Genomic DNA, 15,954 nt, shown 5'->3' with positions numbered 1-15,954 from the left:
TTCAAGGCGGTTGGCGCGCGATTGCGGCAGGTGCCCGCGCATCGCGTCACCACGACGCGGGCCACGCTCGGCTAACATGGCGGCGAATGAATCTCTCGACGCCCCTCTCCAAGAAGCTCGGTCTCAAATACCCCTTCGTCGCTGCGCCGATGTTCCTCATCTCCAACAAGGAGATGATCGTGGCGTGCGCCGAGGCGGGCATCCTGGGCTGCATGCCTTCACTGAACGCGCGCACGGCGGAGAAGCTGCGCGAAGACCTCGCGTGGATCCGGGCCCGCACCGATCGCGCCTTCGGCATCAACATCACCATGGGTCTCACGGCCAAAGAGCGCGTGGAAGCCGACATGGCCCTGTGTCTCGAGTTCGAGGTGCCGGTCTTGCTCACGAGCTACGGCAACCCCACGGAGCTCGCGAAGCGCGCCCATGAGCACGGCCGGCTCGTGTTCCACGACGTCATCGGGCTCGCCCACGGAAAAAAGGCCGTCGCGGCAGGCGTCGACGGCATCATCGCTGTCTCCGCCGGCGCCGGCGGTCACGCGGGTCGAATCTCCCCCTTCGTGCTGGTGCCCTGGCTCAAAGCCGAGCTTGGCGTGCCCATCTTGGCAGCGGGGTGCATCTCCGATGGCCGTCAGGTCGTGGCGAGCCTCGCGCTCGGCGCGGACCTTTGTTACCTCGGCACGAGGTTCATCGCGTCGACCGAATGCGGCGCGGCGACGGCGTACAAAGACAAGGTCGTCTCGGCGGGCCCCGAAGACATCGTCTACACGGACGCCGTCTCGGGCATCCACGCGAACTTCTTCAAGGACACCGTTCCCGAAGGCTTCACGCCTGATCACAGCCCCGAAGGCGCAAAGCGCTGGAAGGACATTTGGAGCGCTGGCCAGGGCGTCGGGCTGATCCACGCCGTCAAGCCCATCTCTGAAATCGTCGAAGACCTCGCCCGCGAGGCCCACGACGCCTACCGCGCCATGGGCGCATGACCGTTTAGGTCCACGTGGCCTGACGCAGCACAGGCGTCGGCAACGACTCGGCGGCAAAGAACTCGGCGAGTGCGCGGGCGAGCTCGCCGGCGCGCTCCCGCGGCGGCGAGTGTCCGCAGTTCGCGAAGCGCACGAAGTCGCAATGAGAGAGCGCCGCTGCGAGGCGCTCCCCATGCACCGCGGGGATCGTTCGATCGTCTGCGCCCCAAAAGATGCGAATCGGAGGGAGCTCGGCCACGCGCGCGGCGTGATCGTAGAACGTGCGCGTCTGCCCGCGGAGCCCGATGACGTTGCGCACCGAGCGACCGAGGGCGCGCCCGGTGCCTCGCGCTTGATTGTCGACGAGCCACGAGCGCGCCAGCTTGAGCGGACGCGCCGGCCACCGCGCGAGAACGGCGCGGGCCACCGACACCATCGGATCGAGCGCGCGATCGAGCACCCCGGGCAGCGACGCGATGCGGAGCCAGAGCGCGACATCGGGGCCGAGACCGCCCGACGAGACGAGTGCGAGGCGCCGAATGCGCGCGCGGTTCACGAGCAACAGCCACTGAAGTACTCCGCCGCCGTACGAGTGCCCGGCCGCGTCAACGGGGCCCACGGCAAGGTGGTCGAGCCACTTGTCGAGGCACTCGGCGTTCCATTCCAGCGTGTAAGGCGCGTCGGCTCGCCCCGATTCGCCGGCCCCCGGCAGGTCGACGGCGAAGACGCGGTGCGTCTTGGCGAGGCGACGGGCGACGGGAATCCACACGCGGTGACTGCGCGTGAATCCGTGGACCAGAACGACGGGGGTGCCCTTTCCCGCTTCAACCCAGTGCAAATCGACCCCGCCTAGGCGGGCGCGTCGGCTGAGCGGCGCCCACGTTGCGGATGGTTTCATGGAGGGACTCATCAGGGTCGCGGCGTTGCCACGACTACTTAGTCGGTAGCAGCCCCCGCGCAAGCGGCAGCTCACCTCAAGGCATGCGCGCGAGGCCGACGAAGGTCGGCGACGGGACGCTCGAAACGACGTTGCCGAGCGGCGTCAGGGCGCCGCTCGCGCTGTCGATGCGAAACCCGACGATGGCCGCGGCGACTTGATTCGCCGCGAAGAGGAGCGTGCCGCCCGGGTCGATGCCGAAGCTCCGCGGGCGGTCGCCGCCCGTCGGCACGTTGGCGACGAGCGTGAGCGCGCCGTCCGTCGGCGCCACGTGGAAGGCGGCGATGGAGTTGTATCCGCGCGTCGACGCGTAGACGAACTTGCCGCTCGGGTGAAGGGCGATCTCGGCCCCCGACACCCCCGCCGCTCCCTGGCCAGCCGGTAGCGCAGACGTCGTGCCCTTGGCCGTGAGCTTGCCGCTCGCCTTGTCGAAGTCCATCGCGGTCACGCTGATGGCAAGCTCGTTGATCAAGTAGGCCCACTTCTCCGACGGATGAAAGGCGAGGTGCCGCGGGCCTGCGCCCTTGGGCACGGGGGCCACGCCGTTTGATGTCAGCGTGCCGGTGCTGCCGTCGAGGATGTATTGCGACACGGCGTCGGTACCGAGCGCCGGCACGAAGACGTGAGTGCCCGAAGGGTTGGTGCCAGCCCAATGCGACTTCTCACCGGAGGCCTTGGTGTCGGCGGGGGGGCCCAAGACGCCGGCCGCGTCGATGGGCAGGATGGACATGTTGCCGCCCGTGTAGTTTGCAACCATGACCCAAGTTCCCGCGGGGTCGAACGAGACGTGCGTCGTGCCCGCGCCGCCCGCGGACCGCTCGTTCACCGCCGAGAGGGCGCCGGTCGCTGGATCGAAGGCGAAGGAGCGCACGAGCCCGCCGCTCTCGTCGGTGGCGACGACGCGTCGACGCGAAGGGTCGAACGCGAGGAACGACGGGTGGCCGCCGACGTTCGACTCTCGCTTGAGCGACCAGGCGCCGGTCGTGTCGCTCACGTCGTAGACGCGGATCTTGCCGTCGCCTGCGCCGACGAAACCGAAGAGCGGGCCCTTCGTGGCGGCGTCATCTTGCGAAGCACCGTCGCTGGCGACTCCGCGACCACCGTCGTTCGACAGCGTCGCGTCGCCGGGCGACGCACTCGCATCGAAGGGCGCCGTGGCGGCGCCGCCTGCTATCGTTGACTCCGAGTTGCACGCCACACCCGCGAGCATCGGCGCCGCGCCAACGAGCGCGAGGGTTGCGAGAGAGCGTGAGGACGAGCGGTGCAACCGGGTCATCTTGCCTCACGGTGGCCCGCGCGCCAAGCGGCGCTCGAGAAGGGCCGCCGCTCTCGCGCTGAACATACGCCGCGCCTTGCGACGTCGCTCGTACGCGACCACGATGCGCCTCGCTGGAAACCTCTCCAGCAAGCGAGGTAAGCCCCATGGCGATGCTCAGGCGTGGACTCTCGGGAGAGCCCGTTCGGATCCTTCAAGGCAAGCTCGGCGTGAGCGCCGATGGCATCTTCGGTCAGGGGACCGAAGCGGCGCTCATTCAGTACCAGACCGACAACGGACTCTCGGCCGATGGCATCGCGGGCCCCGACACGTTCACGCAGATGGGGCTGCACGAGCTCGTCTTGCTCCACAAGGGCATCCGCGGTGAGATGGTTCGGAAGCTTCAAGCGGGTCTCGGCATCGAGGCCGACGGCGCCTTCGGTCCGGGAACGGAAGCGGCGCTGAAGAAGTTCCAAGGAGAAAACGGCCTCGACGTCGACGGCCTCGCGGGCCCCAAGACGCTTGCCCTCGTGCCTGGCTTTCAGGAGATCACGGTCGAGCACATCGAGGCTTCTGTCGTCACTGAGGCCACGCCGGAGGTCGACGCGGCGGCCCTCGAAGCGGCGCAAGCGGAGCCCGCGCCGGCCGCGGACCCCTCCTTTGTCGCCAAGATCGGCGACGCCATCAGCGGCACCGTTCACTCGGCGGGAGAGGCTGTCTCGAACGTTGGCAAGTCGATCTGGAGCACGGTGAAGAGCATCTTCTGAAGCGACCTCCGGAGCAGCGGGGCGGTCGCCAAAGCGGTGACCGCCCGCGACTCCGTCTCGCAGAGCTCGTTCTACGCCGTCGCCTTGGCGGCGCGCGCGATGTCGACGACAACGTGCCCACCTTCGACGTCGAGCAGAACGACGTCGCCGGGGTTCGTGCGCCCCTGCAAGAGCAACTCGGAGAGCGGCGCTTCGATGAGCCGCGTGATCGCGCGCCGCATCGGCCGCGCGCCCAGCGTGACGTCGAAGCCTCCCTCGTCGAGGAGCGCTTCGATGACCGCGTCGGCGATGTCGAGCCGGAGACCGCGGCCCTCGGCGAGGGTGTCGGCCAAGCCCGCGAGCATGCGGCGGGCCACCTCGCCGACCTCGCTGCGGAGGAGCGGTCCGAAGGACAGGACCTCGTCGATGCGGTTGTAGAGCTCCGGCGGAAGCCCCTCGCGCGCCGCTTGATGCAGCGTCGCCTTCACGTCCGCCGCGACCTGCGACTCGCGTTGCGGGGAGAAGCCGATGCCGCGCCGAGCCGACGACGGACCGATGCGCTCGGCGCCGAGGTTCGACGTTAAGACGAGCACGGTGCTGGTGAAGTCCACCGTTCGGCCGCGCCCGTCGGTCATGCGGCCTTCGTCGAAGACTTGAAGGAACGCTTCGAGCACGTCGCGATGGGCCTTCTCGATCTCGTCGAGCAAGATCACTTGATACGGGCGCTTCCGCACCGCTTCCGTGAGCTGCCCGCCGCTCTCGTGTCCGACGTAGCCAGGCGGCGCGCCAAGCAGCCGCGCGATGGCGTGAGGCTCGGCGTATTCGGACATGTCGAGGCGTGTCATGGCCAGCTCGCTGTGGAACAGGCTCTCGGCGATGGCCTTCGCGGTCTCTGTCTTGCCCACACCGGTGGGCCCCAAGAGGAGGAACGTGCCGATGGGCCGTTTGCCGCGAAGACCCGAAGCGTTGCGGCGCAGTACGCCGGCGATCTTCTGGAGCTCGGGCACGTGACCCACGACCCGCTCGCCAAGGAGCGCGTCGAGGCGAAGCATGCGATCGCCGTCGGTCTCAAGGAGCCGCTCGCGAGGGACGTCGGCGAGCTCGCACACCACGTCGGCCACGTCTTCCGGAAGAATCTCTCGCTCGCCGCGGCGCCGGACGCGCGCTCCCGCGAGGTCGAGGATGCTGATGGCTTTGTCGGGAAGGGCGCGTCCGGTCACGTAACGAATGCTCCAGCCGATGGCGCAGGCGATCGCCTCCTTGGAGTAGGCCGCTTCGTGGTGGCGCTCGAAGGCCGGCACGACGGCTTCGATCGAGAGGAAGGCGTCCTCGCGCGATGGCTCTTCGATCTCGATGACCGAGAAGCGCCGGAGCAGCGTGGGGTCCGACTCGATGAAGCGGCGGCACTCCTCGCGCGTGCAGGCGCCGATGCAAACCAGCTCGCCTTTCGCGAGCGCGCTCTTGAGCTCCGTGGCACCCTCGTCGGACGCGTCGGCAAAGAGCGTGTGGATCTCGTCGAAGAACAGGACGACCCGCGAGCCCGTCGCCTTGATCTCGTTCTTGAGCTGGACGATGCGCTCCGCCAACGCGCCGCGAAGGCCGGTCCCCGAGACCAGCGCCGAGGCTTCGATCTCAATGACGATGCGGTCGTCGAGCCCTGTCACGGCGTCGTGGGCGAGGTTCGCGATCTTCGTGGCGAGGCCCCGAACGACGCTCGTCTTGCCGACGCCGGGAACGCCAACGAGGCAGGGGTTTCGCGCGTCGCGCTTGGCTAGCACGTCGAGAATGCGTTCGATCTCGTCTTCGCGACCGACGACCGGATCGAGCTCGCCGCGCGCCGCGAGGAGCGTCAGGTTCTTGCCGAGCTGCGTCAGCAGCGGGGCGATCTTCGCGTCGATGGCGAAACGCGCTTCGTCCTTGATGACCTTCTTGGCCTTTGCCGCGGAGGCCTTGGCCTTGCTGCGAGGGTGCGCCTCGCGGGAGTGAACGGGGGCCGGAGCTTTCGGCGGCGCCGCGACGACGACCGACGAAGGGGGCGGCGCCGACGCGGCGTCCACGGGCGGCGCGCCGAGCGGCCAAGGCGCCTGGACGACGGGCACGCGCGATGGCGGCGGCGCGGGCCGCACGACGGGAATCGGCGCTCTCTGCGGCGCCTCGCTCCTCAGCAACGAAGTCGGCGCGAAGGGCGCCCGCGGTGCGCTCGTCTGCTCGCGCGCCGAGGGCCGCCGCGGCGCGACGAGCCCCATGGCGAGTTGCATCGCGCTCGCGCGAACCTTCGAGACGTCGACGCCACATTGCTCGAGCGTGCGGTAAGACGCGGTGCCGCGCTCATGGCAGAGCGCGAAGAGCAGGTGCAGCGCGTTCGGTTCGCGCGTCGTCGAACGGAGCGCAAACGCGCGCGCACGCTCGAGGGCCCGACCGACGGCGCCCTCTCCGTCGTCGGTGAGGACGCGCGCCGCCTTGAGCAGCACTTCCCCGTCAAGACGGCGCTCGGCGAGAAGATCGCTGGCCATTCCCTCGGTCATGGCCACGGCGGAGAGGAGGTGACCGGTCGTCGTGCGTTCACCACGCGACGAGGCGAGATCATCCGCGAGGCGGCGCAAGAGGGAGAGAGCGCCGTGGCTGCCAGAAGCCGGACTGCCAGGGGTGGGCGGGACCGTCAGACGATCTTTGGTTCGCATCATGGAGCGCGTCGACCCTCGCATGGTGGGAGAAGGTGGGCCAAGAAGGCGGCACCCCTCGCAACCTCATGAAGATCCCGCAGGATCCCACACGACCGACATTTTCGTGGCGCACTTATCAGGCGTGACTCTGGCTCTATAGAGGAGCCCACGCGGGCGCCGCCGACCCTTGCCGCAACAGCCGACAGCCCCAATAATGACTCGCCGGTCAATTAACCATGGCCCGAACCGCTGATCCCAACGCGCGAATCGCTCTCCTGACGGCGGCCGAGGCCGTCTTCGCCGAGCGCGGCGTCGCAGCCGCAAAAGTGGAAGAGATCGCGCGCCGCGCCCACGTCTCGAAAGGCGCGTTCTACCTGCACTTCGACAGCAAGGAAGACGCCCTGCGCGCCGTCGTCGAGTCGTTCCTGGCGCGCTGCGCCGCCGTGGTGTCGGAGGCCTGCGACGTCGACGAGTTGCCGAGCGAAGCCGACGACGTCCTTCAGGTTTGCCTCGACAAGGACATCGAGCTTTTTGAGTTCTTTTGGCAGAACCGCGCCACCTTGGCGATCCTCGGCGGATGTCAGGGCCCTCAGGCGTACCTCCTCGAGGCCTTTCGCAAGGACGTCGAGACGCGCACCGCCCAGTGGATCGACGCACTCAAGGGCGCCGAGGCGTTTCGCGCCGACGTCGACTCCGAGTTGGTCTCCGTGCTGCTCTGCGGCGCCTACCACGAGCTGGTGCACAAGCTCGTGGCGAGTCCCAAGAAGCCGCCCATCGCCACCTGGCTCCTAGAGACGCAGGCCGCCTTCGTGCGTGGCCTCGGAACAAGTTCGTACCAAGAGGCGTCGGAACGACGCCAAGCGGCAGAGAGAAACCCGTCGGTCACTATCAAAGGCCGACCGCGAGGACGACATGAAAGCGTTTGATGCATCGAAGGCCGAAGGCGCGGCCACGCAACCAGAGGCGTCCGGTGTGGCGGGCAGCGAGGCCCCCAGAGGTCACAAGCGAATCGTGGCGATCGCCGCCGTGGGCTTGGGCGTGGCCTTCGCGCTCGCCCTCGGCGTCCGCGTGAAGCAGGCAAACGAGAAGCAGGCCGCCGTCGCGAAAGAGCGCGTCACCGCCCAGGCGGCCTCGACGCAGAAGCCCACGTCCAAGACGGCCCGCCCGGTTCCCGTCATGGTTCGACCGAGCGTCGAGGTCACCGGCTCGCTGCAGCCGTGGCGCAGCGCCGACGTCGGCTTCGAGATGGGCGGCAAGCTGTTGCGCGTGAACGTCGCCATTGGCGACGTCGTCAAGAGCGGCGCGAGCCTGGCCGTGCTCGACGGCAACAGCGCGGCCGCGCAAGTGGGGCAAGCGGAGGCCTCGTCGCGCGCCGCCGAAGCGAGCCTCGCCATGGCGGAAGACAACCTCCGGCGCACCGACGCGCTCGTCCGCTCGAAGGCGCTCCCGGAAGCGCAAGGCGAACAAGCCAAGCAACAGGTCGCGCTCGCGAAGGCGCAGCTCGAAGCGTCCCGCGCCACGGCGCGACTCGCTCAAACGGGCGTCGGCAACCGCGTCATCACCGCCCCCTTCGACGGCCTCATCACCAAAGCGCCCACGTCGCCGGGCGGCGTGGTGGGCGGCGGCGCGCCGCTCATCAGGGTCGAAGACCACGCGCGCTTCCGCCTCAGCGTCAGCGTGTCGGAAGACGACGCGCTCATCATCAAGACGGGCATGCCCGTCACCGTGACGATGCGCGACCGCACCGTCACGGGGAAGGTCACGACGCTCGTTCCGTCGCTCGACCAGGGAACGCGCCGCGCTCCCGTCGAGGTCGAGGTGCCCAACGATCCGAAGGCGCCGCTCTTGGCCTACGCGTTCGTGCGCGCGAAGATCGACGGCGGCGCTGAGGTCTCAGCCCTCAAGGTCCCCGCCGCCGCGCGGCGCCCCGGCTCGCAGACCGAGGTCGTCAAGCTCGAGGGAGGCCGCGCGCGCTTCGCGCGCGTCGTTCATGGGACCGACACGGAAGGCAACTGGCTCGTCCGCGAAGGGCTCGCTGCGAGTGACGTGGTCATCGTGAACGCCGACCCGGAGCTCAAAGACGGCGACGTCATCGAAAAACACGAAGCCGAAGTCGCGAAATAAGGAGCGGCCATGAACCTCTCGGCCATCGCCATCAAGCGGCCCGTCTTCACCGTGATGGTGACCTTCGCCCTCATGGTCCTCGGTTACGTGGGCTTCACGCGGCTCGGAACGGACCTCTTTCCCGACGTGAACTTCCCCGTCGTGGTCGTGAACATCGCGTACCCAGGCGCGTCGCCGAGCGAGGTCGAGTCGCTCGTGACCCGTCCCGTCGAAGACGCCGTCGTGTCGCTCAACGGCATCGACCGCGTGCGGACGTTCTCCCGCGAAGGCATGAGCCAGACGCTCATCATCTTCAAGCTGGGACGCGACCTGCAAGAAGCAGCAACAGAGGTCCGCGAGCGCGTCGCCCAGACGCGGTTCCGCTTGCCCCAGGAGGTCAAGGAGCCGGCGGTGAACCGCTTCGACGTCGGCGCGGCGCCGGTGCTCACCTACACGCTGGCCGGCGGCGGACGCTCACTCCCGGAGACCGCGAAGTTCGCCAAAGACGTCTTGAAGCCAGCCCTCGAGCAGGTCGACGGCGTCGCATCCGTCGACGTGAAGGGCGGCGCCGAGCGTGAGGTTCAAGTCGACCTCGACCTCGCCAAGATCGACGCCTTGGGCCTCAGCCCGATGGCCATCATGGCGCGCATCAAGGCGCAGAACCTCACGGTGCCAGCCGGTCGTTTCGACGAGGGCGTGCGTGAAGTCGCCGTGCGGACCGTCGGCGAGTTCAAGAACGTCGACGAGATCCGTGCGCTCATCGTGGCCACGACAAAAGACGGCTCGGCGGTTCGTCTCGGCGAGGTCGCCGAGGTCGTCGATGGGTACGAAGACCTCAAGACCCGTATCCGCTCCAACGGTGAGCCGGCCGTCGCATTCGACATCGTCAAGCAGTCAGGCAAGAACACCGTCGCGGTCTCCGACGCCGTCAAGGCAAAGCTCGCGATGGTGGAGAAGACCTTCCCGGCTGGCTACAAGGCGAGCCTCATCATCGACCAGTCGCAGTTCATCCGCGAGAACCGCCACGAGGTCGAGACGGCCATCGTCTTCGGCGGCGCCATGGCGATCTTGGTCATCTTGCTCTTCATGCTCGACCTCCGCTCGACGCTCATCAGCGCCGTCGCCCTCCCGACGAGCGTCGTGTCGACCTTCTTCGTCATGTACGTGCTCGGCTTCACGTTCAACATGATGACGCTCTTGGCGCTGTCTCTGGCCATCGGCCTGCTCATCGACGACGCCGTCGTCGTGCGCGAGAACATCTCCAAACACCTGGAGCGCGGTGTACCGCCGCGAGAGGCGGCGCTGCGCGGCACGCAGGAGATCGCCCTCTCGGTGCTCGCGACCACGCTCAGCATCGTCGCCGTCTTCGTGCCCATCGCGTTCATGGACGGCATCGTCGGGCAGTTCTTCCGGCAGTTCGGTCTCACCATCGTGGTGGCCGTCATGATGAGCCTCTTCGTGGCCTTCACCCTCGACCCGATGCTGTCGAGTCGTTTCTCGAAGGCCCACGACAAGAACGCGGTCGATCCCTTCGCAAAACTCAAGGCGCCGTTCCTTGCGTTCTTCGCCGCGCTCGAAGGTCTCTACCGCAGCTCCCTCGGTTGGGCCGTGCGCCACAAGCTCATCGTCGGCGGCCTCGCCATCGCCTCCTTCGTCGGAATGGGTCAGTTTATGGGTCTCATGGGCAACGAGTTTGTTAACGCCGAAGACCGAAGCCAGTTCGTGGTCGACGTCGAGCTCCCCGCGGGCACGTCGCTCGAGGAGTCGATGCGCTTGGCGGCGCCGGCGGAGAAGCAATTGCTTAGCGACAAGCGCTTCTTGACAGTCTTTTCGACCTTGGGGCTCGACGGCGAGAGCAACAAGATCAAGTGGCGCATCGTGACGGTGAACAAGCGTCAGCGCAAAGAGGGCATCGTCGCCCTCAAGGCCGTGGCTCGTGAGGCCGCGCGCTCCATCGAAGGCGCTGTCGTGGCCATCTCCGATCCGCCGTTCGTGGAAGGCGCCGCCACCGAGGCGCCCATCATGGTGCAGGTGCGCGCGTCGACCTACGAAGAGCTGGCGCCGCTGGCGCGACAGTTCGGCGACGTCTTGAAGCGCACGCCCGGCATCGTCGACGTGGCCGTGAAGTACACGCCCGGAAAGCCCGAGCTCAAGGTGGCCATCGACCGCGACCGCGCGGCGCAAGCCGACCTGCCCGTCTCGCAGCTGGCCATGACACTCCGCACCGCCATCGAAGGCGAAGAGGCCTCGAAGCTTCGTCAGGGCAAAGACGAGATCCCGATTCGCGTGCGCCTCTTGCGCACAGACCGCGCGACGGCCGCGGACATCCTGAAGATGACGGTGTGGACGCCGAAGGGCCCCGTTGCCTTGAAGGACATCGCCTCCGTCGATCGTGGCGAGGGCCCAAACGTGATCGAGCGCGAAGATCGCGAGCGGCAGATCGTCATCTGGGCCTTTCCGCTGAACCGGCCCTTGGGCGACATCCAGAAGGAGATGATGGCCGAGTTCGCCAAGATTCCGATGCCGCCGGGTGCGAGCTTCCACTTGGACGGCCAAGTGCGCCAGATGAACGAGTCGAACGAGAGCATGGGCCTCGCCCTCGCGCTCGCCGTGGTCTTCATCTACATCGTGCTCGGCTCGCAGTTCGAGAGCTTCATCCACCCGCTCACGATCATGCTCACGCTCCCGCTCGCCCTCGTGGGCGCCATCGTCGCGCTGTTCATGGCCGGCGTGACCATGGCCATGGGCGCGATGATCGGCATCATCTTGCTCATGGGGCTGGTGACCAAGAACGCCATCTTGCTCCTCGATCGCGCGCTCGTTCGCGTGCGCGAGCACGGCGAGACCCCCATGCAAGCCGTTCTCGAGGCCGGCCCGGAGCGACTCCGACCGATTCTGATGACCAGCGCCGCCATGATCCTCGGCATGTTGCCGACGGCGACCTCGAACGGAGATGGCAGCGAGTTCCGCGCGCCCATGGCCATCGCGGTCATCGGTGGCGTCATCAGCTCCACGCTCCTGTCACTCATCGTCGTGCCCGCGTTCTATCTGGGCATCGAGGGTGGCAAGGCGCGGCTCGCGAAGCTCTTTGGTCGCGGCGCTGGCGCCGCGAAGACGCCGAGCACGCAGCCTGCCGAGTAGCCAATAGGGCTGAAGCGGAAGAGGAATTCCAACGGCGGCGAGCTTCGCCTATTCTTCCCCGACTTCCCCTTGTCGTCGCAAGTGCCCAATCAATCCTGGCCCGATGGCGTGCCGCGCGTCGGCGAGACGCTCGACGGGAAGTACCGCATCGACCGAATCGTTGGTGAAGGCGGCATGGGCATCGTCTTGGCGGCCACGCACTTGCATCTCGACGAGAAGGTAGCCATCAAGGTCCTCTTGCCAGAGCTCGCCAAGGTGCCCGAGGTCGTCACACGCTTCGTGCGCGAAGGCCGCGCAGCGGTGAAGATCAAGAGCGAGCACGTGGCACGCGTGCACGATGTCACGACGCTCGCTTCCGGACAGCCTTACATGGTCATGGAGCTTCTCTCGGGCGTCGACCTGGGGGCCTTGCTCGCCTCTCACGGCCGCCTCCCCGCCGAGGACGCCATCGGCTACGTACTGCAGGCGGCCGAAGCGCTCGCAGAGGCGCACTCCAAGGGGATCGTTCACCGGGACCTCAAGCCGGCCAACCTCTTCCTCGCGAAGCGCGAAGACGGCACGCTCGTCGTCAAGGTCCTCGACTTCGGCATCTCGAAGCTCCTGGGCGCCGGCGACGAGCACATGTCGATGACCAAGTCGCGGAGCATGTTGGGCTCGCCGCTCTACATGTCACCGGAGCAGCTCACGGCCGCTCGCGACGTCGACGCGCGCGCCGACATCTGGGCCCTCGGGGTTATTCTCTTCGAGCTCGTCGCCGGTGAGCCCCCCTTCGATGCGAACACCGTTGCGGAACTCGGCGCGCGCGTGCTCGGCGGCGGCGGAGCGCCGACGCTCGCTTCCGTGCGCCCCGACGTCGATGAACGGCTCTCGGCGGTGGTCGCCCGCTGTTTGGAGAAAGAGCGGGGGCGGCGCTACGCGTCGATCGGCGAGTTGGTCGAAGCGCTCGCACCGCTCGCGAACGAGGCGCACAGAAGCCAAGCGATGCGCCTCGCTCGACGAAGCTCCGCGGCGCTGCCCGACAGCACGCGACTCGCCACGATGACGGAGCCGGCCGCCGCGCCTGCGGCTGCGTTGGGAGAGGCGCCAACGCAGGCGGCAAAGACTGGAGGCGCGTGGTCTACGGGCGCCGGACTCCCGGCGCGACGTCGGCCGCTGGTGCTCGTGGGCGCTGTCCTGGCGGCGGCAGGCTTGGTCATCGTCGCCGCGTCCGTCGTAAGCTCGAGGAGTCCCGCGGCGGCTCACCCAGAGCCCGCTAGCCCCTTGAGCGCGACGGCGGCGGTCGACGCGGCCGCGACCCCCGCGACGACCGCAGCCGCAGCAGCCTCCGTTGGCACGTCGAGTGAGTCGCCGAGCCCTAGCGGCATCGCCTCCGAAATTGTGCTTGATGCCGGTCCCACGGAGACCGCGACGCCAACGAAGCGCAAGGAGCCAAGGCGGGGCCCGCGCCCGGCTAGGCCGGCGACCTCAGACACTCCAATCGCAGCCCCCGTCGTGCCGCCGGCACCCTCGCGAAGCGATCGGTTCGACTGATGAAGGCTTTTGAAGCAGGACCGTGGCGACTCCAGGCAATCGCGCTTTGCGCCTTGTTGTTGCCGAGCCTGAGCCACGCCCAGAACGCCGCGCCGCCGCCCGCCGGCGGTCGCGCAGAGCAGTTGTACGAGGAAGGAAAGAAGCTCGCCGCTGAAGGTCAAGCGATGCAGGCGTGTCCCCTCTTCGAGGAGAGCCAACGCCTCGAGCCGGCCATCGGGACGCAGTTCAACCTGGCCGACTGTTACGAGAAGACCGGGCGCGCGGCGTCGGCGCTGGCGTTGTTCCGCGAGGTCGCCAAGGTCGCGCAGCTCAGCAACAAGCAGGAGCGCCTCCGCGCCGCCACAGAGCGCGCTGACGCGCTCGAAAAGCTCGTCCCGAGGCTTCGCATCGTGTTTGTCGCGCCTCGCCCCGACCAGCGGGCGCGCCTCGACGGCCGCGAAGCGGCCACCGAGGGCCCCGGCCTTCCCGTCGACCCGGGGGAGCACGTCGTGCGCGTGGAAGCTCCCGGCGCAACAGCGCATGAGGTCAAGATCGCGATCGCGGCCGACGCAGGCGTCACCGACGTCACGGTCCCTGAGCTCAAGGTGCCAGTGAAGGAGGTGGTTCGCGAGGTCGACGCGCCGCGCCCCTATCGTCCGCTGGCCATCGGGCTCGTGGCCGGGGGGGTCGTCGGTCTTGGCCTTGGAACCGCCTTCGGCCTCGTCGCCGTGGGCAACAAGAGCGACGCCCACTGCGAAGGTGTCGATTGCAGCGCCGCCGGCGCCGACGCGAGCAAGCTGCGCGATGCGCAAACGGCGGGCACCGTCTCGACCGTGGCCTTCATCGCAGGTGGCGCGCTCGCTACCGCAGGCATCGTGCTCTTCGTGGCCGCGCCCCGCGGGAGCGCGGCGAAGTCGCTCACGTTGGGCTTTTCGTCGCAACAGCTCCGCGTGACGGGCGCCTTCTGATGGGTCGGCGACCCTTCGCGCGGGCGGCCTCCGCTTCAGCCATACTCCTGGCTGTCGCTTGCAACACGCTGCTCGGCATCGACGGCGACGTCCGCGAGCCGGCGGCAACCACGGGCACCGACGCCAGTGCCCCGCAGCAAGACGCTCCGGGAGCCGTGGAGGCAGGCGTCGAGGCGTCGGGTCTCCTCGTCGTTTCAACCCTCGAGCTAGGGGCCATTGCCCAAGGCGGCGCAGTGGAGGTGGGCATCACCCTCCGCCGCGTGGGCTACACCGCGAGCACGCCGCTCGGTCTCCGGTGGTCGTTGCCCTTCGCAGGGCTTTCGCTAGTGGAGGATCTCTCGAACGACGCTGGCGCCCTCCCGCCGGGCGCCCTCGTTGACCTGACGGAGGGCCAGGAGAAGCGCTTTCGCGTCGCGACCTCCAGTTTGACGCCCCGCGGCGCCGCCGACTTCAAGATCATCGCGGAGGACGGAGACCGCCGCAAAGAGCTCGTCGTCGCGAACCGTGTGACGGGACACATCGACACCTCCTACGGCAAAGGCGGCCTCGCACAGTTGGGCATCGGTCCACTCGGTCTAGGCGCGCCAACGAACACGTTTCCAGTGGGCAACTTGCTCACGGGTGAGGGTGCGGATCTCGGCGCAGCGCTCGCCGATGACGGCCACGTGTACCTGACCGTTGGCGACACCTTGGCGCGGCGCCAGCTCGATGGTGGCCCTGCGTCGCCTTCGACGATGGGCATCGGTGTCATGTTCCGCCACGTGGCTGTCAGCGATGCGGGTGTGGTCGTGGTGGGCCAGAAGGCGTCGCGAGCCTACGCAGCCTTGCTCGACGGGGGCGCCTTGATCGAGGCGCAAGCCGACGCAGGGATTGGGCCCGCGCAGACGGCCGTGTGGAGTGGTGACCGGGCCTTCGTGCTCAGCACCGACAACGACGGCGGCACCGCCGCCCGCGGCACCGTGATGACCTTCAGCGATGACCCCGTCAACGGCGCCGTGGTTCAGACGTTGGGCAACTTCGCGCCTTTCGGCGCCACCGCCGACGTGGGCGGCGCCATCCTGGTCGCCGGCGTCACGAAGAACTTCAACGTCGGCTTCGTACAGCGGCGCTTGCCGACAGGGGCGGCAGACCTTGCCTTCGGAGACGCGGGCGTCGCCCTCTCCAGCAGCGGCGGGACGGTGGCACGCGTCGTCCACCGAGGAGCCGCACGCATTCTTGTGGGCGGGACGCGGAGCGGAGCGCCAGCGCTTTGGAGCGTCGACTTCGCAGGCAAACTCGATAGTGCGTTTGGTGCCTCGCCGGATGGCGGCGTCAGCCCGCTCGCCGCAGCGATTGGCCCCGGCGCCGTTCGCGCCATCGTCGAGCTTCCGAGCCAGCGGATTCTGGTGGGCGGATACTCGAAGGCGGGGAGCTTCATCGGACGGCTCACGGCCAGCGGAAGCGTCGACGAAAGCTTCGCGCCGCCGGTGGGGTTCGTCCGCATCCAAACCATCGGCGAGTTTGATCTTCGGTACCTGTTGCCGCTCCGCGACGGCAGCGTCCTCGCCATCGGGGCCTTGGCGTTTGGTGGGCAAGACAAGCGGGACATCGTCTTCTTGCGCCTGGTTGAGGTAGACCAATGAGGGTGCGCGGTGGCCCGAGCCCCGCTCCTTGTGCACGGACGCGTCGGATGC

General features: G+C 68.1%; 11 protein-coding genes. 8 read left to right on the top strand and 3 right to left on the bottom strand.

The window, feature by feature from the left end; all coding sequences use genetic code 11:
- Positions 1-86: 86 nt before the first annotated feature.
- Positions 87-980, top strand: coding sequence for a nitronate monooxygenase (locus tag IPG50_35575; protein MBK6697467.1), 894 nt, complete (start codon positions 87-89; stop codon positions 978-980).
- A 4-nt stretch (positions 981-984) separates the two neighbouring features.
- Here the strand turns inward: IPG50_35575 and IPG50_35570 are convergent, their stop codons facing one another.
- Positions 985-1,857 (bottom strand): alpha/beta fold hydrolase, encoded by an 873-nt coding sequence (locus IPG50_35570; GenBank protein ID MBK6697466.1) that lies wholly within the window; start codon positions 1,855-1,857, stop codon positions 985-987.
- Between the two features lie 76 nt (positions 1,858-1,933).
- Positions 1,934-3,172, bottom strand: a complete 1,239-nt coding sequence (locus tag IPG50_35565; GenBank protein ID MBK6697465.1) for a lactonase family protein — start codon at positions 3,170-3,172, stop codon at positions 1,934-1,936.
- Between the two features lie 146 nt (positions 3,173-3,318).
- On the opposite strand from IPG50_35565, the gene IPG50_35560 reads away from it, so the two are divergent.
- Positions 3,319-3,918: a peptidoglycan-binding protein gene (locus IPG50_35560; GenBank protein ID MBK6697464.1), complete on the top strand. Its 600-nt coding sequence runs from the start codon at positions 3,319-3,321 to the stop codon at positions 3,916-3,918.
- 71 nt (positions 3,919-3,989) lie between these two features.
- On the opposite strand, the gene IPG50_35555 is transcribed toward IPG50_35560, so the two are convergent.
- Positions 3,990-6,578 (bottom strand): AAA family ATPase, encoded by a 2,589-nt coding sequence (locus IPG50_35555; protein ID MBK6697463.1) that lies wholly within the window; start codon positions 6,576-6,578, stop codon positions 3,990-3,992.
- A 218-nt stretch (positions 6,579-6,796) separates the two neighbouring features.
- Between IPG50_35555 and IPG50_35550 the strand changes: the two genes are divergently transcribed.
- The 6 genes from IPG50_35550 to IPG50_35525 all read left to right on the top strand — a co-directional run bounded on the left by IPG50_35550 (position 6,797) and on the right by IPG50_35525 (position 15,903).
- Complete coding sequence (locus IPG50_35550; protein ID MBK6697462.1) at positions 6,797-7,486, top strand: TetR/AcrR family transcriptional regulator; 690 nt, start codon at positions 6,797-6,799, stop codon at positions 7,484-7,486.
- Positions 7,473-8,684 carry an efflux RND transporter periplasmic adaptor subunit gene (locus IPG50_35545; protein ID MBK6697461.1) on the top strand — a complete coding sequence of 404 codons (1,212 nt, stop codon included), beginning with the start codon at positions 7,473-7,475 and terminating at the stop codon, positions 8,682-8,684. The genes IPG50_35550 and IPG50_35545 overlap by 14 nt, the downstream gene beginning before the upstream one ends.
- A 9-nt stretch (positions 8,685-8,693) precedes the next feature.
- A complete protein-coding gene (locus tag IPG50_35540) occupies positions 8,694-11,804 on the top strand; it encodes an efflux RND transporter permease subunit (GenBank protein MBK6697460.1) in 3,111 nt (1,036 codons plus the stop codon).
- An 81-nt stretch (positions 11,805-11,885) separates the two neighbouring features.
- Positions 11,886-13,334: a protein kinase gene (locus tag IPG50_35535; GenBank protein ID MBK6697459.1), complete on the top strand. Its 1,449-nt coding sequence runs from the start codon at positions 11,886-11,888 to the stop codon at positions 13,332-13,334.
- The gene (locus tag IPG50_35530) at positions 13,334-14,281 is read left to right on the top strand and encodes a hypothetical protein (protein ID MBK6697458.1); all 948 of its coding nucleotides are present in this window, start codon (positions 13,334-13,336) and stop codon (positions 14,279-14,281) included. The genes IPG50_35535 and IPG50_35530 overlap by 1 nt, the downstream gene beginning before the upstream one ends.
- Entirely contained in the window at positions 14,281-15,903 is a 1,623-nt protein-coding gene (locus IPG50_35525; GenBank protein ID MBK6697457.1) for a hypothetical protein, read from the top strand. The genes IPG50_35530 and IPG50_35525 overlap by 1 nt, the downstream gene beginning before the upstream one ends.
- Positions 15,904-15,954: the final 51 nt, after the last annotated feature.

The organism is Myxococcales bacterium (assembly GCA_016703425.1).
Taxonomy (GTDB): Bacteria; Myxococcota_A; Polyangia; order Polyangiales; family Polyangiaceae; genus JADJCA01.
The sequence above is the reverse complement of the archived record's forward strand: the minus strand, read 5'-3'. Positions and strand labels throughout refer to the sequence as shown.

Bases quoted from the DNA above. Each gene is read 5' to 3' on its own strand.
- IPG50_35575 (MBK6697467.1), top strand. From the start codon at position 87: ATGAATCTCTCGACGCCCCTCTCCAAGAAGCTCGGTCTCAAATACCCC.
- IPG50_35570 (MBK6697466.1), bottom strand. From the start codon at position 1,857: ATGAAACCATCCGCAACGTGGGCGCCGCTCAGCCGACGCGCCCGCCTA.
- IPG50_35565 (MBK6697465.1), bottom strand. From the start codon at position 3,172: ATGACCCGGTTGCACCGCTCGTCCTCACGCTCTCTCGCAACCCTCGCG.
- IPG50_35560 (MBK6697464.1), top strand. From the start codon at position 3,319: ATGGCGATGCTCAGGCGTGGACTCTCGGGAGAGCCCGTTCGGATCCTT.
- IPG50_35555 (MBK6697463.1), bottom strand. From the start codon at position 6,578: ATGCGAACCAAAGATCGTCTGACGGTCCCGCCCACCCCTGGCAGTCCG.
- IPG50_35550 (MBK6697462.1), top strand. From the start codon at position 6,797: ATGGCCCGAACCGCTGATCCCAACGCGCGAATCGCTCTCCTGACGGCG.
- IPG50_35545 (MBK6697461.1), top strand. From the start codon at position 7,473: ATGAAAGCGTTTGATGCATCGAAGGCCGAAGGCGCGGCCACGCAACCA.
- IPG50_35540 (MBK6697460.1), top strand. From the start codon at position 8,694: ATGAACCTCTCGGCCATCGCCATCAAGCGGCCCGTCTTCACCGTGATG.
- IPG50_35530 (MBK6697458.1), top strand. From the start codon at position 13,334: ATGAAGGCTTTTGAAGCAGGACCGTGGCGACTCCAGGCAATCGCGCTT.
- IPG50_35525 (MBK6697457.1), top strand. From the start codon at position 14,281: ATGGGTCGGCGACCCTTCGCGCGGGCGGCCTCCGCTTCAGCCATACTC.